31 protein-coding genes are annotated in these 21,153 nt (G+C 41.1%); 1 reads left to right on the forward strand and 30 read right to left on the reverse strand.

Annotated features, from left to right (window positions below):
- Positions 1-9: 9 nt before the first annotated feature.
- The 10 genes from Phpb_RS14825 to miaB all read right to left on the reverse strand — a co-directional run bounded on the left by Phpb_RS14825 (position 10) and on the right by miaB (position 9,653).
- Entirely contained in the window at positions 10-735 is a 726-nt protein-coding gene (locus Phpb_RS14825) for an amino acid ABC transporter ATP-binding protein (protein WP_065391006.1), read from the reverse strand.
- Positions 735-1,409, reverse strand: a complete 675-nt coding sequence (gene gltK / locus Phpb_RS14830) for a glutamate/aspartate ABC transporter permease GltK (RefSeq protein ID WP_065391007.1) — start codon at positions 1,407-1,409, stop codon at positions 735-737. Before gltK ends, Phpb_RS14825 begins: the two co-directional genes overlap by 1 nt.
- Positions 1,410-2,150, reverse strand: a complete 741-nt coding sequence (locus Phpb_RS14835; RefSeq protein WP_065391008.1) for an amino acid ABC transporter permease — start codon at positions 2,148-2,150, stop codon at positions 1,410-1,412. It lies immediately after the preceding gene.
- 132 nt (positions 2,151-2,282) lie between these two features.
- Complete coding sequence (locus Phpb_RS14840) at positions 2,283-3,176, reverse strand: amino acid ABC transporter substrate-binding protein (RefSeq protein WP_065391009.1); 894 nt, start codon at positions 3,174-3,176, stop codon at positions 2,283-2,285.
- A 442-nt stretch (positions 3,177-3,618) separates the two neighbouring features.
- Positions 3,619-4,080 (reverse strand): carboxymuconolactone decarboxylase family protein, encoded by a 462-nt coding sequence (locus Phpb_RS14845; RefSeq protein ID WP_065391010.1) that lies wholly within the window; start codon positions 4,078-4,080, stop codon positions 3,619-3,621.
- Positions 4,081-4,202: 122 nt separating this feature from the next.
- Positions 4,203-5,732: an apolipoprotein N-acyltransferase gene (lnt, locus tag Phpb_RS14850; protein ID WP_065391011.1), complete on the reverse strand. Its 1,530-nt coding sequence runs from the start codon at positions 5,730-5,732 to the stop codon at positions 4,203-4,205.
- A 7-nt stretch (positions 5,733-5,739) separates the two neighbouring features.
- Positions 5,740-6,621, reverse strand: a complete 882-nt coding sequence (corC, locus tag Phpb_RS14855) for a CNNM family magnesium/cobalt transport protein CorC (protein WP_036776710.1) — start codon at positions 6,619-6,621, stop codon at positions 5,740-5,742.
- A 72-nt stretch (positions 6,622-6,693) separates the two neighbouring features.
- Positions 6,694-7,161 (reverse strand): rRNA maturation RNase YbeY, encoded by a 468-nt coding sequence (gene ybeY, locus Phpb_RS14860; protein WP_036776707.1) that lies wholly within the window; start codon positions 7,159-7,161, stop codon positions 6,694-6,696.
- Entirely contained in the window at positions 7,158-8,135 is a 978-nt protein-coding gene (locus Phpb_RS14865) for a PhoH family protein (protein WP_181147861.1), read from the reverse strand. The genes ybeY and Phpb_RS14865 overlap by 4 nt, the downstream gene beginning before the upstream one ends.
- Positions 8,136-8,222: 87 nt before the next feature.
- A complete protein-coding gene (gene miaB / locus Phpb_RS14870; protein ID WP_065391012.1) occupies positions 8,223-9,653 on the reverse strand; it encodes a tRNA (N6-isopentenyl adenosine(37)-C2)-methylthiotransferase MiaB in 1,431 nt (476 codons plus the stop codon).
- A gap of 198 nt (positions 9,654-9,851) precedes the next feature.
- On the opposite strand from miaB, the gene ubiF reads away from it, so the two are divergent.
- The gene (ubiF, locus tag Phpb_RS14875; RefSeq protein ID WP_205634789.1) at positions 9,852-11,033 is read left to right on the forward strand and encodes a 3-demethoxyubiquinol 3-hydroxylase; all 1,182 of its coding nucleotides are present in this window, start codon (positions 9,852-9,854) and stop codon (positions 11,031-11,033) included.
- A 325-nt stretch (positions 11,034-11,358) separates the two neighbouring features.
- Here ubiF and Phpb_RS14880 read toward each other — a convergent pair whose 3' ends face one another.
- The 20 genes from Phpb_RS14880 to Phpb_RS14985 form a co-directional block, all read right to left on the reverse strand.
- On the reverse strand, positions 11,359-12,387 hold the full coding sequence (locus tag Phpb_RS14880; RefSeq protein WP_065391014.1) for a tyrosine-type recombinase/integrase: 1,029 nt from the start codon (positions 12,385-12,387) through the stop codon (positions 11,359-11,361).
- Positions 12,362-12,604 carry a DUF4224 domain-containing protein gene (locus Phpb_RS14885; RefSeq protein WP_065391015.1) on the reverse strand — a complete coding sequence of 81 codons (243 nt, stop codon included), beginning with the start codon at positions 12,602-12,604 and terminating at the stop codon, positions 12,362-12,364. Before Phpb_RS14885 ends, Phpb_RS14880 begins: the two co-directional genes overlap by 26 nt.
- Positions 12,605-12,608: 4 nt before the next feature.
- Positions 12,609-12,827, reverse strand: coding sequence for a hypothetical protein (locus tag Phpb_RS14890; RefSeq protein ID WP_065391016.1), 219 nt, complete (start codon positions 12,825-12,827; stop codon positions 12,609-12,611).
- A complete protein-coding gene (locus Phpb_RS14895; protein WP_065391017.1) occupies positions 12,824-13,063 on the reverse strand; it encodes a hypothetical protein in 240 nt (79 codons plus the stop codon). Before Phpb_RS14895 ends, Phpb_RS14890 begins: the two co-directional genes overlap by 4 nt.
- A complete protein-coding gene (locus Phpb_RS14900) occupies positions 13,026-13,601 on the reverse strand; it encodes a phage N-6-adenine-methyltransferase (protein WP_065391018.1) in 576 nt (191 codons plus the stop codon). The genes Phpb_RS14895 and Phpb_RS14900 overlap by 38 nt, the downstream gene beginning before the upstream one ends.
- 9 nt (positions 13,602-13,610) lie before the next feature.
- A complete protein-coding gene (locus Phpb_RS14905) occupies positions 13,611-13,865 on the reverse strand; it encodes a DUF5405 family protein (protein WP_065391019.1) in 255 nt (84 codons plus the stop codon).
- 2 nt (positions 13,866-13,867) lie between these two features.
- Positions 13,868-14,038 carry a hypothetical protein gene (locus Phpb_RS26090; RefSeq protein ID WP_165603304.1) on the reverse strand — a complete coding sequence of 57 codons (171 nt, stop codon included), beginning with the start codon at positions 14,036-14,038 and terminating at the stop codon, positions 13,868-13,870.
- A gap of 37 nt (positions 14,039-14,075) precedes the next feature.
- A complete protein-coding gene (locus Phpb_RS14915; protein WP_065391021.1) occupies positions 14,076-14,264 on the reverse strand; it encodes a DUF7167 family protein in 189 nt (62 codons plus the stop codon).
- Positions 14,264-14,917 carry a hypothetical protein gene (locus Phpb_RS26345; RefSeq protein ID WP_065391022.1) on the reverse strand — a complete coding sequence of 218 codons (654 nt, stop codon included), beginning with the start codon at positions 14,915-14,917 and terminating at the stop codon, positions 14,264-14,266. The genes Phpb_RS14915 and Phpb_RS26345 overlap by 1 nt, the downstream gene beginning before the upstream one ends.
- 5 nt (positions 14,918-14,922) lie before the next feature.
- Positions 14,923-15,360: a zinc-finger-containing protein gene (locus Phpb_RS14925; protein WP_065391023.1), complete on the reverse strand. Its 438-nt coding sequence runs from the start codon at positions 15,358-15,360 to the stop codon at positions 14,923-14,925.
- Between the two features lie 25 nt (positions 15,361-15,385).
- Positions 15,386-15,859 carry a hypothetical protein gene (locus tag Phpb_RS14930; protein ID WP_065391024.1) on the reverse strand — a complete coding sequence of 158 codons (474 nt, stop codon included), beginning with the start codon at positions 15,857-15,859 and terminating at the stop codon, positions 15,386-15,388.
- Positions 15,860-15,915: 56 nt separating this feature from the next.
- Entirely contained in the window at positions 15,916-16,752 is an 837-nt protein-coding gene (locus Phpb_RS14935) for a phosphoadenosine phosphosulfate reductase domain-containing protein (RefSeq protein WP_065391025.1), read from the reverse strand.
- Between the two features lie 205 nt (positions 16,753-16,957).
- Entirely contained in the window at positions 16,958-17,182 is a 225-nt protein-coding gene (locus Phpb_RS14945) for a hypothetical protein (RefSeq protein WP_065391027.1), read from the reverse strand.
- 38 nt (positions 17,183-17,220) lie between these two features.
- Positions 17,221-18,087 (reverse strand): RecT family recombinase, encoded by an 867-nt coding sequence (locus Phpb_RS14950; protein ID WP_065391028.1) that lies wholly within the window; start codon positions 18,085-18,087, stop codon positions 17,221-17,223.
- Position 18,088: 1 nt separating this feature from the next.
- The gene (locus Phpb_RS14955; RefSeq protein WP_065391029.1) at positions 18,089-18,901 is read right to left on the reverse strand and encodes a PD-(D/E)XK nuclease-like domain-containing protein; all 813 of its coding nucleotides are present in this window, start codon (positions 18,899-18,901) and stop codon (positions 18,089-18,091) included.
- 3 nt (positions 18,902-18,904) lie between these two features.
- A complete protein-coding gene (locus tag Phpb_RS14960; protein WP_065391030.1) occupies positions 18,905-19,162 on the reverse strand; it encodes a hypothetical protein in 258 nt (85 codons plus the stop codon).
- A gap of 434 nt (positions 19,163-19,596) precedes the next feature.
- Positions 19,597-19,980 (reverse strand): hypothetical protein, encoded by a 384-nt coding sequence (locus tag Phpb_RS14970; protein ID WP_065391032.1) that lies wholly within the window; start codon positions 19,978-19,980, stop codon positions 19,597-19,599.
- 1 nt (position 19,981) lies between these two features.
- Positions 19,982-20,215: a hypothetical protein gene (locus tag Phpb_RS14975; RefSeq protein WP_065391033.1), complete on the reverse strand. Its 234-nt coding sequence runs from the start codon at positions 20,213-20,215 to the stop codon at positions 19,982-19,984.
- Between the two features lie 16 nt (positions 20,216-20,231).
- Positions 20,232-20,513 (reverse strand): hypothetical protein, encoded by a 282-nt coding sequence (locus Phpb_RS14980; protein ID WP_065391034.1) that lies wholly within the window; start codon positions 20,511-20,513, stop codon positions 20,232-20,234.
- 27 nt (positions 20,514-20,540) lie between these two features.
- Entirely contained in the window at positions 20,541-20,867 is a 327-nt protein-coding gene (locus Phpb_RS14985; protein ID WP_065391035.1) for a hypothetical protein, read from the reverse strand.
- Between the last annotated feature and the right edge of the window lie 286 nt (positions 20,868-21,153).

Below are 21,153 nucleotides of genomic sequence, written 5' to 3' on the forward strand. Positions count from 1 at the left end.
GAAATGAGGCTAGTGAAGAATTTTGGCGAGAAATTCTTTGGCGCGATCTGATTTTGGATTCGCAAAGAAATCTTCTTTCTTGCTATCTTCAACAATTTTGCCTTCATCCATAAAGATAACTCGGCTGGCTACTTTACGGGCGAAGCCCATCTCGTGAGTAACAACCATCATGGTCATCCCTTCGTCTGCCAGTTTAACCATGACATCAAGCACTTCATTGATCATTTCAGGGTCGAGTGCGGAGGTGGGTTCGTCAAATAGCATGGCAATCGGGTCCATACAAAGGGCTCGGGCGATTGCTACACGTTGCTGCTGACCACCGGAGAGTTGCGATGGGAATTTATTCGCTTGACTGGCAAGCCCAACGCGTTCAAGTAATTTGAACCCTTTTTCTTCTGCCGTTTTTTTATCGCGATTAAGCACTTTAATCTGTGCTAGAGTTAAATTCTCAATGATGGAGAGATGGGGGAACAGCTCAAAATGCTGGAACACCATGCCGACTTTAGAACGTAGTTGTGCCAGATTGGTGTTTTTGTCATTGACTTTAATGTCATTAACCAGAATTTCACCCTGTTGGATGGATTCCAGACCATTAACCGTTTTTATCAGGGTGGATTTGCCTGAGCCAGATGGGCCACAGACCACAACGACTTCACCTTTTTTAACTTCAGTTGAGCAGTCGGAGAGAACCTGAAATTGGCCATACCACTTGGATACATTTTTCAGGGAGATCATCAAACAGTCCTTTTCTTCAAATAGTTAACCAGCATAGATGCGGCAATACTAATAATAAAATAAACCAAACCAGCAAATAGGATCATTTCGACCTGAGTGCCATCTCGCTCACCGATATTTGCCGCAGTACGGAAAAAGTCCGCTAGACTGAGCACATACACCAATGAAGTGTCTTGAAACAGTACGATCCCCTGTGTCAGTAGTAGCGGGGTCATCGCACGGAATGCCTGAGGTAGGATAACCAGCCTCATACTTTGCATTGGTGTCATACCTAATGCCAGTGCTGCCGAAGATTGCCCGCGGGAGATACTCTGAATTCCCGCTCGGATAATTTCTGAATAGTAAGCTGCTTCGAAAAAGGCGAATGCAACCATAGCTGAAATTAAACGAATATCTGTTTTCGGCGAAATCCCCAGAACATTCTGTACTAGGCTAGGTACAATTAGGTAGAACCATAACAGTACCATAACTAGTGGCACAGAGCGGAACAGATTGACATATAAAGTGGCAAACCAGCTCAGTACTTTTACCGAAGAGAGTCGCATAACGGCCAGCACGGTTCCCCAGAGAATACCGACAACAACAGCAATAATCGTTATTTTTGCTGTAATGACTAAGCCTTGTAGCAGAAACGGAATACTGGGGATAATCGAACTCCAGTCAAAATCGTACATTTATTGACCTCCAATATTACCCGGTAAACGTACTTTTTTCTCAAGCAAGTGCATGGCGAGCATAATCACCAGATTGATTCCGACATAGGCCAACGTAATGGCCGTAAATGTTTCATAAGCATGTGCTGAGTAATCAAGTAACTTACCTGCCTGTGCTGCCATGTCTACCAGACCAATAGTGGAGGCGATGGCGGAGTTTTTTACTAGGTTCATCATTTCTGACGTCATGGGTGGAATGATCACTCGATAGGCGTTGGGTAATAGGACATAGCGATAAGTTTGTGGCAAAGTTAGCCCCATTGCCAGCCCTGCCGATTTTTGCCCGCGTGGTAGTGATTGTATGGCGGCACGGACCTGCTCACACATCCGTGCCGCGGTGAAAAGACCTAAACAGACAGCGGATGAGAGAAAAAATTGAATATTAGGGTCCAGTTCGGTTTTAAACCACAGACTAATTTTTTCTGGCAGTAGTTCAGGTACAACCAGGTACCAGATAAAAAATTGAACTATCAGCGGTACGTTACGAAAAAGCTCAACATAACAGGTCCCTATCCCAGATAATATTTTATTGGGAACAGTGCGCAAGATGCCAAACAGTGAGCCGACAATGAAAGCGATAATCCAGGCGCAGATAGACAAGGCGATCGTCACCTGAAATCCAGCTATCAACCAGCCTAGATAAGTCGTATTGCCGAAGGGGGCAGCTTGCAAAAAGATGCCCCAGTTCCAATCGATTGACATAGTAATACTCCCTGTGAGGGTACAACTTGATCCCCTGAAAGTGATTGATTGGCTGAGAAAAAAAAGCGAGGTAGGGAACGGCCACCTCGCACCCTGTGATGCCAATCAAATAGTCATTTTTTAATTATATTTCTAGTCAAGCGCCTTATCATTTGGCGATTTAAATAGTGCTTTCATTTCATCAGACAAAGAGAAGTTCAGGTTCAGATTCTTGGGTGGAATCGGGTGTTTGAACCAGCGCTCAAATGATTTCTCTGCCTCTCCTGAGGTTTGCGCCTGAACAATGGTCTCATCGATCAATTTCTTGAATTGAAGATCGTCTTTGCGCGATATACAACCATAGGCTTCTCTAGACTGAGGTGTACCAACAATTTCCCATTGATCAGGTTTTTTCGCTTTGGCGCGTTCACCTGCTAGCAAGGCATCGTCCACCATAAAGGCGATTGCACGGCCGGATTCCAGAGTGCGGAATGAGTCACCATGATCTTTTGCACTGATGATGCGCATTTTCATGTTTTTTTCATCGTTGAGTTTATTTAGCAATACTTCAGAAGTCGTACCTGCTGAGACAACGACATTTTTGCCTGCTAAGTCAGGGAAATCTTTTATACCGGAACCTTTTTTAGTTAACAAACGTGTATTAACAATAAAGATAGAGTTTGAGAAAGTGACTTGTTTTTGGCGCTCAAGGTTATTGGAAGTGGAACCGCATTCGAAATCGTAAGTGCCATTTTGTAGCAATGGGATGCGATTTTGAGAAGTTATGGGTATCAATTTTACTTGCAGATTTGGTATGTCCAGTTTCTTCTTCACCGCTTCAACAATCAGATTAGAATAATCTTGAGAGTAGCCGACAACTTTTTGCTGATTATCGTAGTAAGCAAAAGGTACGGAAGACTCACGATGTCCCACAATGATCACACCATCATCTTTGATCTTTTTCAGTGTTCCCGTTAATTCTTCGGCCTGAACAGCCCCCGCCATGCCAAGTAACATTATGGTTAATACTAGGTTACGCATACGCATATACAACTCCTTTAATGTGGCTATCGTTTGCGATGTTGTGTTTGCAAAAGTCTCTCTGTGATTTGTTTTTAATCGAGGATCATTTGCTGTCATATGTATATATAGTGTTAAAAAATAGTACAAAAGGGTTAGTCAATGAAAATGAATTGTTTCTATTTCGGGAGCTGTCTCGCACTATAAATGAACAATGTTGTTTATCTTGCACAATAAAGGTGCGTGATTATCATTTTTTTAGTGCATTTTCCCATTTTTGGTTATTGAAACAGCTATTTCCCTTTTCATTCATAGATATAGCAGCAATTAGCGTGCCAAAATAGTAAAGAGGGTAAAAAATTAATACCAATAAGTTGTTTAAGTAGGTTATTTGCATAACATAGAGTGATATCAGTTGTTGAGGGTTAGCATAGTTAATTATCGCTAGTAATTAACTATGCTGAATTTCTTAAGATAGGTCAGTGGTCGAATTGGGCAAAGTATATTTCATACCAATTGCCAGACGATTCCACAGGTTGATAAGGCCGATTAACAACGTTAAATCGACAATCTCTTTTTCATCAAATTCTGCTAATAACGGGGTGTAATGTTCATCTTCTGCCCCAGTTTCGGCAACCCGAGATAAAGCCTCTGTCCAGCCTAACGCCGCACGTTCCCGTGATGTAAAAATAGTTGCCTCTTTCCAGGCGCTCAGGAGATAGAGTTTTTGTTCGCTATTTCCTGCCTTGCGGGCAGCTTTGGAATGCATATTAAGACAAAAGGCACAGCCATTGATTTGGGAAACTCTGACTTTGACGAGTTCGATGAGCGCCTTACCGAGAGTGGATTGGTAAGTTAATTCATCGACTTTTACGACTGCATTATAAAGCTCTGGTGAAATTTCTGATGGTTGCAGACGTTTTGCTTGCATAACTTGTTACTCCTTTGTTTTTCTATCAATTGGATGGAAAATGGATTAAAAGTTAATCGGTTCCTGCATAGTGCAAAGGAATAGTGCAAGGGAGCAATTTCGCTCCCTTTTGGCTATATGGATTAAGATTTACGGCGGTTATATGTTAAGGCAAACAGGGCAAACAATACGGTAATGATCCATGCCGGCCAGTTACCCCAGCGAGCATAGGGTGTTATCCCGGTTGCGGGAGTCACTTTAGCTGCCAGAACAGTACGGGTAAATTGTGGGAGTGCTGCCTGTACTTCTCCGTCCGGGCTGATAACGGCTGTAATGCCGTTATTGGTACTACGTAGTAATGGGCGTCCTAATTCGAGGGAACGCATGCGTGCCATTTGGAAATGCTGCCAGGGACCAATTGAACCACCAAACCAAGCATCATTAGAAACAGTGAGTAAGAATTCGGTATCCGGTTTGAAATTCGCACGAACCTGTTCACCCAGTATAATTTCATAACAAATCGCGGTGGTCAAATTATATCCTGCAACAGAAAGCTGTGGTTGAATGTAGTTGCCACGGCTGAATGAAGACATGGGTAAGTTGAAGAATGGCGCCAGAGGGCGGAGTAGAGATTCCAGCGGAACAAATTCGCCGAATGGTACCAGATGGTATTTATCGTAACGAATAGCTGCCGGATATTGATAAGGTATTTTATCGCCGAGGACAATCACGCTGTTATAGATCTTATCGCTGTCGCCAACGGCTCTTTCATCGACAATACCGGTAATAAGGCTGGTATGTTGATTGCGTAACAGCTCATCTAATTTTGTTAGAAAGTGGCGTTGATAACTTTCCAATGAAGGAATAGCAGATTCCGGCCAGATGATTATCGGTATTTTGCCGATATATGGCAGGCTATTGTCCATGTAGATGTCCATAGTTTCGCTGAGCATATTGGGGTCCCATTTCAGGGACTGTGGAATATTTCCCTGAACCAGCGCGACATCAACTGCTTTTTCAGGCAGTAGGTTGTACCACTGATAATGGCGTATTGGCCACGGTAATAGCAGAATGGCGACAGCGATAATACCAGAAACTATTTTCCGATGTACGATGGCCAGAACGAATAACCCACTGACAGCCATTAACAGGAAAGTGATAGCCTCAACACCCCAAATTGGTGCAATGGCTTTCATTGGACCATCTAATTGGCTATAGCCGAATTGCAGCCAGGGGAAACCAGTTAGAACCCAGCCGCGCAGGAATTCAGTGAGTTGCCATAATGCAGGTGCTGCTATAGCTAGCCTCACCCCGTTCGTTTTTGCGAAGAAACGGTTGAGTAAGCCAGCGAATAAAGCCGGATAGAGCGAGAGATAGGCGGCAAGTAATATGACCAACAGAATATTGACCGCGGTTGGCATGCCTCCGAAATTGGCAATGCTGACATACACCCAGTTTGTACCACTGCCAAACAGGCCGAATCCCCAACAAAAAGCAATAAATGCCGCTTGTCGGGGTGTTCTGTTCAAAGTCAGAAGTTGTAGTCCAAACAGGGAGATAATAGCGGCAGGCCAGAAGTCGAAAGGCGAAAAAGCCAGTGTTCCACTGGCTCCGAAAAACAGTGCCAGTAAGGCGCGCAGCCGCTGGCAATTTAATAATGAAGCTTTGTTCATTCAGATTTTATTCTTCTTCAAGGTTAGGTATTGGCGCATCGTCCGGTATCGTAACGTAAACTTGAATAATTCTTCGGCTATCGGCCATAGCGACTTTAAAGAGATAACCGTTGATATCAACGGACTCCCCTCTGGCCGGTAAATGACCGAATGCTTGCATAACCAGACCGCCAATAGTATCCACTTCTTCATCACTGAATTGGGTGCTAAAGGCTTCATTAAAGTCTTCAATCTGAGTCAGCGCTCTTACCGTATAGGTATGACGGCTCAAAGCTCGAATATCGACATCTTCTTCTTCATCGTATTCGTCTTCAATTTCACCGACGATCAGTTCAAGAATATCTTCGATAGTGACTAGGCCCGATACACCACCAAACTCATCAATGACAATTGCCATATGATAACGTTGAGAACGGAACTCTTTCAGCATGCGGTCAACCCGTTTACTTTCAGGTACAACGACAGCCTGACGTAGAACCTTATCTATGCTGAATGGCGGCGCATCGGTGCGCATAAATGGCAATAGATCTTTTGCCATTAAAATCCCTTCAATATGGTCTTTGTCTTCACTAATCACAGGGAAACGAGAGTGAGCCGAATCGATAATTACATCCAGACATTCGTCCAGGGTTTGATTACGTTTTAAGGTAACGATTTGAGAACGGGGGATCATGATATCCCGGACACGCTGATCGGAAATATCCATTACCCCTTCGAGCATATCGCGGGTATCAGGATCAATCAGATCGTTTTGTTCAGAGTCACGGATCAGTTCCACCAGTTCATCACGGCTTTTTGGCTCACCGTGAAAAAGCTGGTTAAGAAGAAGAGTGAAAAACCCTTTCTTAGGGCCAGGGTTATCGTTACTTGAAGGATGGTCGTCGCTCATGGCGTTTTAATGAAAATTTCCCATTAAATAAGTTATTGTCGGTATTTTTTAGCATAAAAATGGTACGAATGGTTACTTTTTTTCTGCAAGGTAGGGGTCAGCATAACCTAACGCTTGCATAATTTCTGTTTCCAAAGATTCCATTTCTTCTGCTTCATCATCTTCGATATGGTCATAACCCAGCAAATGTAGGCAGCCGTGCACAACCATATGCGCCCAATGTTCTTCTACTGTTTTTTGTTGTTCCTCCGCTTCTTTTTCAACAACCTGACGACAGATAATGAGATCGCCAAGCAGGGGTAAATCAACCTCTGGTGGGGCTTCAAATGGGAAAGATAACACATTTGTTGGCTTATCTTTTCCACGGTAGGTCAGATTTAAATCGTGGCTTTCTGCCTCGTCAACAATGCGGATAGTGACTTCACTTTCAGGTTGAAATTGAGGTAAAACCCCATCCAGCCAGCGCTGGAACAGGGTTTCTTCAGGAAGACCTTGTAAATGCTCACAGGCAATTTGTAAATCAAGTATGACTGAACTCATTGTGCTTCCTGCTTGCGTTGTTCGCTGAGTGTCTGTTTGCGTTTTTGCTCGGTTGCTTCCCACTCTTCATAGGCAATGACAACTTTAGCAACCACCGGGTGACGGACAACATCATCACTGTGGAAAAAGTTGAAACTCAGCTCGCCGACGCCTGATAAAACTTCAATAGCATGGCGTAGGCCGGACTTCTGCCCACGAGGCAGGTCGATCTGCGTAACGTCGCCGGTAACAACCGCTTTGGAGTTGAAGCCGATACGGGTCAGGAACATCTTCATCTGTTCGATGGTCGTGTTCTGGCTCTCATCCAGAATAATAAAAGCGTCGTTTAGGGTTCGTCCACGCATATAAGCTAATGGGGCAACTTCAATGACGTTACGTTCGATCAGCTTCTCAACTTTTTCAAAACCTAGCATTTCAAACAAAGCGTCGTAGAGTGGGCGCAGGTACGGGTCAACTTTTTGGCTCAGGTCGCCAGGTAGAAAACCCAATTTTTCGCCAGCTTCTACTGCCGGACGGGTTAGCAGGATACGGCGGATTTCCTGTCGTTCTAGCGCATCAACCGCAGCGGCAACGGCCAAGTAAGTTTTTCCCGTGCCGGCAGGACCAATCCCAAACGTAATATCATGGCTAAGAATATTAGCAATATATTGTGCCTGATTGGGCGTGCGTGGTTTCACCATGCCGCGTTTGGTGCGAATATTAACAGCTTTACCGTATTCGGGTATGCTCTCGGCGGTTTGCTCCAGAACCCGGCTCTCGGTAATTGCCAGATGGATCTGTTCTGGTTTGATGTCAGGGATCACCCCACGGACAGGGGAAGTTTCCGCATATAAATGGCGTAGGATATTAGTGGCTGCGCTAACGCACAGCGGTTTACCCATCAGTTTAAAGCGGTTATCGCGACGGCTGATTTCAATACCTAACCGGCGTTCAAGCTGCTTCAAATTGTCATCAAACGGACCACACAGGCTCATTAGGCGCTGATTATCGGCTGGTTCGAGGAAAATTTCCTGAGTTGCTATTTGTGAATGAATTTGTTGAATCACTGATTATCTCTATATTTAGGGCTGATAAGTGCCGACCCCGATTTCATCTTCTTTACGGGTGCGGGCTATAACGGACTCAGGTGATTCGTGTGTACGAAGATCCATTTGATCTTCGGTACGGGTAACTTTACCGCGTAGTGAGTTGGCGTAGACGTCAACAATTTCAACATCAACGAATTTGCCAATCATATCAGGCTGGCCTTCAAAGTTGACAACCCGATTGTTTTCGGTACGGCCAGAAAGTTCCATCACATTCTTACGGGAAGTTCCTTCAACCAGAATACGTTGTACACTGCCTAACATAGCACGGCTGTAGCTCATTGCTTGTTGGTTGATACGTTGTTGTAACAGGTAAAGACGCTGTTTCTTCTCTTCTTCGCTGACATCATCAGGCAGATCGGCTGCTGGCGTTCCCGGACGAGCAGAATAGATGAAGCTGTAGCTCATATCGAAATTGACATCAGCGATCAGTTTCATGGTTTTCTCGAAGTCATCTTGGGTTTCACCTGGGAATCCGATAATGAAGTCAGAGCTTATCAAGATATCAGGACGTGCTTTACGCAGTTTGCGGATAATGCTTTTATACTCGAGGGCTGTGTGGGCGCGTTTCATCAACGTCAGAATACGGTCCGAGCCACTTTGCACCGGCAGATGCAGGAAGCTAACCAATTCCGGTGTATCTTCGTAAACCGCGATAATATCGTCTGTAAACTCAATTGGGTGGCTAGTCGTAAAGCGAATACGGTCAATACCATCTATAGCCGCTACCAAACGAATTAACTCAGCGAAAGAGCAGATATCACCATCATAAGTGGTGCCACGATAAGCGTTCACGTTCTGACCGAGAAGATTGACTTCACGTACGCCTTGCGCGGCAAGCTGCGCGATTTCAAACAGTACATCATCGCATGGGCGGCTAACTTCTTCTCCGCGGGTATAAGGGACGACACAGAAAGTACAGTATTTGTTGCAGCCTTCCATAATAGAAACAAAAGCAGACGGACCTTCAGCACGCGGTTCAGGCAGACGGTCAAATTTCTCGATTTCCGGGAAGCTGATATCAACAACCGGGCTGCGGGTGCCTTTCACCTGGTTGATCATCTCAGGTAAACGGTGCAATGTTTGCGGCCCGAAAATAATATCTACACATTGAGCGCGTTGACGGATGAAATCCCCTTCCTGAGAGGCGACACAGCCACCGACTCCAATGATGATATCTGGATTAGTATCTTTTAGGTTTTTCCAGCGGCCTAATTGATGGAAAACCTTTTCCTGTGCTTTTTCGCGGATTGAACAGGTATTTAATAGCAAAATGTCTGCTTCTTCGGCGACATCGGTTAACTGATAACCGTGAGTACTTTCCAGCAGGTCGGCCATTTTAGATGAATCATATTCATTCATCTGACAGCCCCAAGTTTTAATATACAGTTTTTTGATCGTCGACATTTTCTTGTGCATCCGAGCTTTCTACCGTGCTGAAAAGTGTTATTACACGGCAAAAGCAATTGTGTATTAGGCATAAAGTTGTCGGGTATTGTAGTCATTTGCAGGAGCAGTGACCAGACTGTTAAACAGGATATTCTCTACCGGAGAATTAAAAATTCGGTACACTGTACTAATCAATGGGTTAATAGCATGACTGAGATGAATAATTCACAACAGATTTTTGATGTAGTGGTGGTTGGTGCTGGCATGATCGGCGCTGCAACAGCATTGGGGCTGGCACAGGAGGGTTGGACAGTTGCTTTATTGGATCATCAACCACCACAATCTTATGATGCACAGAGTCATCCTGATGTACGTGTATCTGCGATCAGTTGTGCTTCTGTCGATTTGTTCAAACAACTTGGCGCATGGGATGCGGTATTGCAGATGCGCAGCGCGCCGTATCGTACATTAGAGACCTGGGAACAGAATGATTCTAATTTGGTGTTTGATGCCCAAAGCCTAGGGTTGCCTGAGTTGGGCTATATGGTTGAAAACCGTATCTTGCAACTGGCTTTGTGGCAGCAGTTTGAAAAATATCCCAATTTGACTTTGCTATGCCCGGCAGTATTGCAATCAATGCAGTGGCAGAAAGTGGGTTGGTTAGTGACTCTGGCTGACGGAACAGAAATGACGGCTCGCTTGATTGTCGGGGCTGATGGTGTTCGTTCTCAGGTTCGGCAAATGGCAGGAATTGGCAGTCATGGCTGGCAGTACAGACAGTCTTGTATGTTGATCACGGTAAAAACAGAACAGCCACAGCAGGATATTACCTGGCAGCAGTTTTTTCCTTCTGGCCCAAGGGCGTTTCTTCCACTATTTAATCAATGGGCTTCGCTGGTGTGGTATGACAAACCGGCACGCATACGACAATTACAGGCAATGTCGATGGCTCAACTTGAGCAGGAAATTTTTCAGGCGTTTCCTGTACGGCTAGGTAAAGTGACCCCCGTTGCCGCCGGTTCATTTCCTTTGGCTCGTCATCATGCTAACAATTATGTGCGTGAAGGATTAGTATTGTTGGGAGATGCGGCTCATACCATTAATCCTCTAGCCGGGCAGGGAGTAAATCTTGGTTATCGGGATGTGAATACTCTGCTTGATGTTTTGGTGAAGGCGAAAGAATTAACAGAGCAGTGGGATTCATTGGAAGTGTTGATGCGTTATCAGCGTCGCAGAATGCCGGATAACCTGATGATGCAAGCTGGAATGGATCTATTTTACACCGTGTTCAGTAATGAGCTGCCAGGGTTGAAAGTTGTTCGTAATCTGGCGCTGATGGCAGCTCAACGGGCTGGCGTAATGAAAAAAGCGGTGCTTAAGTATGCGTTAGGATTGTAACCGTATAGATTGGTAGTGAAGATCACAAGCACGTCGTAAATTTGTTTATGGCGTGGACAATTTACTTTTCTTCTATATATGCAATAAATATATGCACTTACGAACGGAAAAAAACAGAAGGGACTTGAAAAGCGAAAACCCGCTTGTTGCAAGCGGGCTTTCTGAATATGGCTGGGGTACCAGGATTCGAACCTGGGAATGCCGGAATCAGAATCCGATACAAGTTATATATAAATCAATTGGTTATAAAAATTTGAAAGAATATACAGTATAAAAACGTAAATATAAATCCTTTTATCTCAACTATTTAACTATTTCAATTCCTCTATATTCTTTCATTTTTATTGATTTTTGGAAGGTCTAGGGTAGGGGTTATCTTTGTTTTGCGATCATAAACTTTTACTTGAGATTCGGTTTTGTGACCACTGAATAATTGTTTGTCTTTTGAGCTTCCTTCAAAATCTGAGATTGCTTTAGCTTTGATATCATGAAACGTGAAATCAATTTTTCTTCCTAATATTTCCGCTGCTTTCTCTTTGGCTTCCCTCCAGTGATTATCGAAACCTGATTTCGTGAATTGATTACCGTCTGCATTCAAAATGACATGGGATTGTGTTGACGTGGGAGGGAATAGTTTTGCTGCGTAATTTATAGTTTCGCGTAATCTATCAGTCCATTGCTTTATCTGCTTAGCTCCTGTTTTCCCTTGCTTAATATAAATCCCTTGTTCTGATATCTGGTTATGCTTTAGCTTCAATATATCTCCGATCCTCGACGCGCATAGATATGATATCTCCATAGCTATTTTAACAACAGGGGAAGATACATCATAAGCGACCTGGTATTCTTCGTCTGTGATATATTTTTCTCTGTTTTTTAGTGAGAACTTTTTTACCCCCGAACACGGATTCATCTTGCAATAACCTCTCTCATATCCCCAGCAAAATGCTACAGACATATAAGATAGTTCATGATTAGCCTGTGTTTTACTTTGAGTTCCCCTTATATCCATATACTGCCTAATATGTTCTGGTTTAATATTATCAGCATTAATATGACCAAAAACTTTTAGAATATTTTTTGCTCCCTGTAATTTATCTTTCTGAGAACGAGCTGATAATTCAGTAAATGCGGGGCTATTCAAGTGCATTCCCCACAATTTAGAGAATGTCATTACTATTTTTTGGTTTGCTATTTCTCCATCATATTTGGCCCATAATTCGGTCATGCTCATTGTTATAGGGCCAAGTGTGATTGTTTTATTATCTTTGGTTTTTAAGTAATAAGCATATTTGGTTTTTGATACGCGTGTGGGTAGCTTGTTATCATTATGATCTTTGCGCTTCCTTGCCATTAATTAATGCTCCAAAATCAGGTGTTTCAAAATTCGCATTAGCTTGATTAATAGTATATTTTCCAGTAATCGCAGTTCTAATAACAATGGGCTTACCAAGTCTATTGACATAATGATGAACGTGATTGTTTATTAGCCACTTTATTTGCTGGCTTTTTTGCTTAAATCCTGTTATTGAAAAAAGTTCAATATCAGTCAGATAAATAGGATCGCTCATTTGTCTATCCTTCTTTTTGCAAATTTCTCACATAATAAGAAAGCCAGTTTTTCGGACTGGCTTTTCTCCTCTGATGCTCAGACATAATTAATTTGAATTTCTGTGTATATTTATCGAGTATTGCTGTGACTGCTTTATCGTCGTATTTGCTGAGAGATGTCAGCTCGCTTAAGCATTCCTTTGCTATTTTTCGACGTCCATTTTCAAGAACTTGTTCGTTCATAGTTCGACGAGAGTTTCTTTCCAGTCCATATCTTCCAAATCAACAATAGCTACAATTTCATATTGAGATTGTTGTGATTCAGAGTCCCAGTATCCTTTTAATTCAGACGGCTTTTTATTCCATGCCAATACAATTCCCTTGTTTTCTGTGACTATAAATTTAGTCCAAAACGGAACTAATAATTCAATGCCAAAGTAGTTAACTGCGATCGGCTTTATTAAGCTGATTAATTTCATGTGACTTTATTTCCTTTAATATGTTTGAGCCAGTTGATATTAGTTCATCCCTATCAACTGTCGTGAATATACAGCGCGGTTTTATAAACGGACGCCAGATCAACAGCAAGCTCCCTTTATTATTTCCGTTTACCGGTCTTCCATTACCGGCATTAATAAATGAAATCCTGCCGCCTGTTATTAATCTAATTTCATCAACGCTTTCCATAGCTAATTTAAACCACCCCACGGATGTATCGGCTGGGACTAACATAACAACAGTCTGTAATTGCTTCCTGCGTTGTTCTGTTGCCTTTAATATCCACGGACCAATATTAGAATAGGGCGGGTTACAATATATTGATCCGCAACTCACCCAATCACATTCAAGCGCATCATCTCGTTCCGTGAGATAATGAGCACATAAAGAATTTTTATAATCGGCGGCGGCATCTAAATAAAAACCAAACTCTATGTCTAATGCTGTAAATATTTCAACCGGGGTTTGCCATCTGTCTCGAAATTCTTCCGGTGTATTGCTACCTCCGAAGTCTGCCATAAATTAACCTTATTTTATTTTCAATGAAATTTCTGTTGCAAACTGATTTATTTTATCACTCATATCTTGCAGTGATTTAATATCATCGCGACGAATTTCTAATAAAATTAGCTTCTTAATTAATTGCTCTAAACGAGGATAATAGCCAATTGTTTGCAATCTTTCTTGACCGATGTTTTTACCCTCCTTATTTATTTTAATCTCATTAAGTATAAACTGATACTCATCTGATGTGATGACATATTTATCTAATCTTATTTCCATAATTAATCACTCCAGTAAGACAATGATTCTTTCGCTGCATCGTGAGGATGAATATATTTCCAGTCTCCGTCTTTCCTTGAATATGCCTCGATCTCACATGCAGCCGCTTCTTTCGCTTCTGATAAACTCATTCCGCGATACATGAGAGTATTTATCACATATCGCTTGAACATTCGTTTCCAGATAAAGTAAAAATGGTTGCAGAGATAATCATTCATTTTCATCCTCATCTTCAACATCTACCCAAATATCGACAACATCAGACATAAATTCATTAATTATTTGTTGCTGTTCATCATCTGTCATTCCTTTCCATTCTGCTTCTGTTATATTCAGCTCTGTTTGACTCATAGAGCCGATCATGTTTGTTTGAGCTTTAAGTATCATTTGTTTACTCATTATTCAATCTCCGGCGCGTCAGGCTCGATAAACTCAGCCCAAGCCAATACTTTTTCATTTTCTTCCAATAAATCAACCCAATTTGAATAATCAGGATGCGAATATTCTCTTGCCCAGCCAACTACATGAACCCATTCATATTCATCATCTTCTAATGCCCAATCTGGTTTTTCTTCTTCACATTCATGTTCATTTTCCCCGGAAGGAGTTGACTTATTTACATAAATCAATGTTGAAACATGAAAATGTTCTTTTATTGATTCAGAAACAAATTCAGGTTTACCCGTTAATTCATCGTACTCATAATGACCAAACTTAAAAGTTTTTTTAATATAAGCCCAACATTTAACTTCTTCACCGACTTTAATTTCGGGATGTTCTGTGAAATTCCAGTCTATATTAAGCATTGACTCAATTTTTTCTATTACTTGGCCCGGCGAACCTGAATCATCTTCTGCTTTAATACCCGCCGCATCAGCTATAGCAGCAAGACCTTTGCAGGAATCATAAAACATTTCTTTATAGCTGTCGCGTTCTTTACGAAGAGATTCCAACTTGTCAGCAACATCATTCAAAATTAAATAATCGTCACAACTTGCTGTTCTTGCTAACTCGTGACATGCGGATATTAAAGACTCTGTATTTTTAGTCATGATAATTACCTTTTCTTAATAATCATATTTTCACAAATTTCTTTTGCTCGATGACAAGTGTCAATATCGAACCATCCAAAGTGACATTCACACTTATTAATTCCAAGACGCTTTGCTAGCAATTGATATGCATCCGTGCGCTCTAAATTCCATTTTTCCCGCATTTCCTCAAATTCCCTTTTTCCTCTCATTCGTGCTATCCGTGTGGCTTTATTTGCGAGAGTACCTAAAGGTATATCTGTATATGGGTGCATGCCGACATATGCCCCGCATGATGTGCATATATATATCCACGGCCATTTACTGTGGATTTTTCCGAATATCTTTTCATGATGAGCTATTGTTACATGGCCGCAGCAATAATGACATCTGACAGGAATTGGTAGCGGGTCTTTAACCCGCTGTATTGCTTTTTCACATGGATTCCACGGTGTTTTCTCCATAATAAATCCTCAAGCTACAGTATTATTAAATCAGAGGGCTTTGTTGTGCCTCACCAAGAATGACAACTTTTGCTATTCGCTGCATGAATGTTTCTGTTGCTAATGCTCCTGAATAAACTTCATAACATGATTCTCTGATTCCGATACCAAAAAGTTTTGTATTCAAATATTCTTGCGCCTTATGTTTAGCGTTTACTGTGTTCCACAATGAGCCATTAAAAACCCTGCGCCGTATTGCTTTTTTATTGAAAACAACAGATTTTTCAAAAACTGGCAAAACAATAGTGCATCCAGCGAACCCCTCTGCTGTTCCTTTTTTATGCTCATAGCAGTGCGCAAGACCATCATACTCAGCAACGAAAATCCCGTCGCAAATTTCGTAGTATTTATCGAATTTAAATTTGTCTACAACAACACCCAGGCACCCTTTTGGAACTGCTTCTCCGTAAAACACTCCTGTAGTGTTTAAATTAAATACTTCGATGCTGTAAATTTTCATATATCCTCCGCCATATAAAGGCTGGTTATTAATGGGTGGGGTTAAAATAGGTCTAACTAAAATATTTCGCAGGATTCAGAGCAGGAACCGGTATCAAATTGTTTGGCTGCAACTATTTCTCGGTAGAGGTTTTGATAATCTGTATTTGAATACATTCGGGCTATGCCATCTAATGACAAATTCCCTCTATACATTATTTCTTTAGGTGTTTTTCTATGACCATCCCTAACATGCTTCCCTTTAATGCAGTATTCTTCAAATACTCTTTTCATCATTGGTTCATCTTGACAGGCTAATCCTAGTTTTTTACTGCTTTTTTTGATGCAGAACATGCAATTACCTAAATGCTCCGGTATTGTTAAATCAAATAATTGTCCTTTCCACCAATCTAAAATATCCTGCTTGTCAAAGTCAGAAATATCCGCCAGATAACTCACCCCATCCTTGCGGGTTAATCTCCGTGGCTCATCTGCACGAATACCAATCCATGTGTGATAGTTTCCTTTTCCGAAATTGTCATTGCAATAATCTCTGAATGGTCTCAATTTCAGTCTATCAGTACAGAATGCTCCTCCAATATACGGGGTTCCATATTTTTTTACCATTTCCGTGAATGGTTTTAATACGGGCAGTCTCGTTTGAATATCTTTCGGTTCCCATACTGTATAGCTATTAGATGCGCCAAGTTCGGGGTTCATTTCAGCTTGTAATATTACTAGCGGAATATCCCAGAATTTTACGACCTCCCTGATAAATCGATAAGTCATTGGGTGCTCACAGCCGGTATCCATAAATACATATTGAACATTCTCACCGGCTTTCCTGCGCTGTTCCATCATATATACGAGATATGCCGATGTCCTGCCGCCAGAAAAACTGACAACATTAATCATGATATTACCCTTAATTGAATAATTTATTCAGCTTTGATGAAATAATGATAAGATTGATTGTTAAAAATATACTTGGAAATAACATCATTTTGTTCTTTCTTTGTCATTCTTGACCATTTTTCAAAAGTGTATCCTAAATGTATTATTTCGATATCAAGTAACGGTGAGTCTTTTGATTTATAAATATATAGATACATATTCATAATTATTTTTCCTTACATCTTTCAGGATTTCCGAGAATAAATACGCGATGAGTAAAATCGTCGGGATTGACTTTATTTTTACTCTCTCGCTTGGGCTTTTTAACTTTATTTTTCGCTTTCTTTTGACTGGCAATTTGACATTCAATACAATTGCCGTTTGACATATATCTGAGAGTGTGCCCGAGTGGGCACGGATTACCAATATATTTAGTCTGTTCCTCTGTCATTTACTGAATTCCCCATGTTATTTAGAACGTTCACTTTTTTAATCCACGGTTATTAGCTCATCTTTTCTGATTTGATAAATATCCGTGGCTTTATCGAGAGAGCTTTGCTCATTAGCGAGTTTTTTAGCGCTGTAAGTATAGAACTTATTTAATTCTTCAATGCTTTTTGCGTTATTTGCAGCCTCGGTGAAATCACACAGCAATTCATCAGGCGTGCGTTTGTCGCCTTTTGGCTCATCCTTTATTGACTTATTGTTGATTAATTGATTCAGAGATTGCTTTGTTGTGACTGGGGTTATATCGCGCATAGAGCGAGGCTCTGACTCAAGCTCATCAGGCGTATAAACACCCAAAATCACTTCAGGGCAATAAAGACGCGCCCAGTATTTCACAGCCAGGTAAGCGATTTGCTGTTTGGGTGCCGTTTTCCACAGCGGAGAGTTTCGTGTCGTAATGTCAATCAGATAAATAGGTTCTCCCCATGTAATTTCAGACTCACCATTAAGGATTGCACCCACTTCAATGAACAATCCGCTTTCATCTGATTTATTCTTGGTCCCTGTGATTTTCTCCCAATCTCCGCCATACCGATAATGAAAGCGTCCGCGAACAGCCTTTGAGCTTGTAACCACTGCGTTTACTAACTGCGCCTCGTAACCTAATACCCCATTAACAAGGTGTGTTTTTTGTGCTACTGCATATGGATTCATTCGCCATTGCGCGGCTTGTAACGCTACCGCCAGACAATCGGCTGGTTTGCTTGCTAAATGTTTCGGAACGGTCGCAATCCCTTGAGACATAACCTCAGCAAATGCCTGTAGTTTTTGCAGCCCTGTAGGGCTAAAAATTGCCGCTGATGTATCGGCTTCATGTTCATTTTCGAACGCAGTAATTTCTTGTGACACGTTAGTTTCTCCGTTTGGCCCAGTCAGGACGCGAAATAGGTTCGATACCGCCCCAATCATCGTTGATACGGCACTCATGGAAAATGTGTAAATTCTGTTTAAACAGATTGAACCCGACATCAACATCGTCTGAATCCAGTTCAAAGACACGCACTGGATAGCGGGCACAATCAATACTTTCACTGACTGCAATAAATAGGAAAAGCGGCGATTCTCCAAAGTGACGCAAATAACCTTCTTGATACATTGCATTTTGAACGTGATAGCGAAATTCCTCGATATGACACGGAAACCTTTCCATGTCCGCGACTTTCTTAACATCGACAATGACAGGTTGATTTAATAAAAATTTATCTGGCTTTATCCGACATAACTCATCCGTGTCTGGATCTGACCAGTAAATGGATGCTTCGTTATATCCATCAGCTTCTAAAAAATATCTGGCCGCATGGTGGGCCATGACACTATCTCTCATTAATTTCAGTTTTCTATGCTGCTCGTAATCCATTACGGTTTTTCCTGTCTTTTCACAATCCTTGAGAAATTCCTTTTCATCTGCTTTTCCCTGATTTGTCCGTCTATTGAATTCCGGGGCTTCAATAAACCGGTTAGAAAATTCATCAGGTTCTAACAATAAGCAATGAAGCGCCGTTCCCATATCCAGCGCTTTTAACTTTTCCGTGTCGATTGGAGCATTTTTCTTCCATCTATAAAATGCGGGACTTTTTGCAATATCATCCAACTGCGACTTACTCACCCCCTCACCGTTGTGATAATCTTCGTTCGATATGTCATAATAAATACCGGGCTTCATTGTTTACCCCTTTTGCTTTACTACTAATAAACAGGCAGAATATAAGAAATCATTGAGCAAATTCATTGCTTCGATATTGTCTTCAAATATATTGCCAAAATATTTATTTGTTATATCTGAGAATAGCTTTGTGGATTCGAGCGGGAGTTTATTATAAATGGTTTCGGCGTCCATGCCTTGTTGCTCTAATATAACCTCTCTATAATGCTCATCTTCCAACTGCTTTTCTTCAATTTCATCATAAACGGCATATGGGTTCATTTCACAAAGCCTCGATTTTATAACCTTTGTTTTCGAAATATTCCTTTATTTCGTTGAAACAAAGATTAGTTGAATTAAGCACTTCCTCGGAATTTCCTTGTATAGTGACATTCCCTGTTATTTCAATTTCATTTGATTTACTAGTGCGATTGACTTTAAAAGAATCACAATTGACTATAAGCATAATTACCTCAAAAAAATTAAAATTAACGTCGAGAAGAGAACTAAACAGGCGGGAAATAACATAGCGAAGAGCCACTCTTTAACTATCTTCATATGCTAACCTTAAATATTGCATGGCTATTGACCAGTTTATATCGCTCATTAGTTGACGGGCGATATAAGCTTCACATTGAGCTAAATTGAAAAGTTGTTTGTTTATTTTCATGATATATACTCCAATGCCATCCGCTGGCTTCACTACTCCATATATATTAAAACTCACCCTTACTTATTTTAATTAACGCATTTTCATGTTGTTTTGCCGCTTTAAAAGTTAAATGAATTCTTCCAGATTCAAGATTATCATAATCTTCGTCACAATCACCCCATGCCATCATATATGAATTGAATATTATATAATATTTATCACCGACTTCTAATTTGCAATCAACAGGTTTAGGAAAATTGACTTTGCCTACTGTTATCATCTCAGGCTTGCGGCGATATTTAAAATCGGGGTACCAACTCGGATGACTACAAATACCTTCCCACGTCCCATCGTCAATAAACATTTCCCAAAGCAGCCAAGGCTTATCAGTTTTAAAAGCATCTTGTGCATATTGCATCATAAGTTCAGCGTGTACATGAGCGACCATATTATTCTTTCTCTCTTTTAATTACGGAGTAACCATTTTCTTCTAAATAATTAACAATATCTTTCTCGCCAATTATTTTTAGTATATCTTCGCAATAAAATTCGTTAATCATTCTTTGCAAGCCTTCTTCGCTTACACCAAACACTTCAACTGAAATCCAATCCATTTCGACGGGCATAATTCTTACGTCTTCACACAATATTTCAAAACTGTAAGTATCTTGTATTTTTATCATTGTTTAACCCTCATATTTACACTTTAATGAAAATCTCACGAAACTCATCGCAATCAACAAAAATCCAGTTTAGATTTTCATCTTTAATAACTAACCATGTGCCAGTAGTACCTATAGAATAGACCTTGTATTCTTCATATTTGTTAAGACAATGAAAAGAACCATTAATTTTAACTGAGAAATTATAAATGTTGTCATGCCGATGCGGAGGAATTATTTTACTAGGATTATTTTTCATCCATAAGAAACTTACTTTCACCAAATCATTTTCGTTGAATTTTACTTGATTAATTTTCATTTTGTTTACCTTCTGAGTTTATCTGCGTTATTCGATGTTGCCAGCTTTCATTTCTGATTCGATGAACTTGATAACTTCTTTCAGTTTCTTGTCGCTGTCGATAGTAGCTGGTAATTCTTCCGCAATTTCTTTTTTCATCGCGCAATGACCGTTATATCTTAAATGATTGCCATTCACTGCATACACGAACATCGGCTCACACTGAACTTCACCATCTTCACGAATTACCGCGAACCAGACATTGTTTACTTTAACAATTTCGCCATCATTCATTTCAACAGTTTCGAAATATCTTGCGTCAATGTCGATGTTGCGGCGGGCTGCGTAGTTGATGATTGCTTTGCTGATGTTCATTGTTTAATCCTCATATTAATTTAATAATTGGCTTCCGTGCCGATGATTCCCTGTTTTTCCCGATGAAGTGTTATAGCCTACTTATGCGTTAACCGGGCGCTAACCGGAACTCAGTGATGCTCTAAGCCGCCTTTCCCTCACTACGTCGCCGTGGGAACCCGACCTCTACACAGTCGTCGTGTGCCTGGATTTATCAGGCTGGTAGCGGTATAGCTGTGTCACTAAACCATGATTAATTCTCCTTTTAATGTTCTTATATTTAACTCTCTACAATAAGTAGCATCCA

The organism is Photorhabdus namnaonensis, from assembly GCF_001684335.1.
Lineage (GTDB): Bacteria > Pseudomonadota > Gammaproteobacteria > Enterobacterales > Enterobacteriaceae > Photorhabdus > Photorhabdus namnaonensis.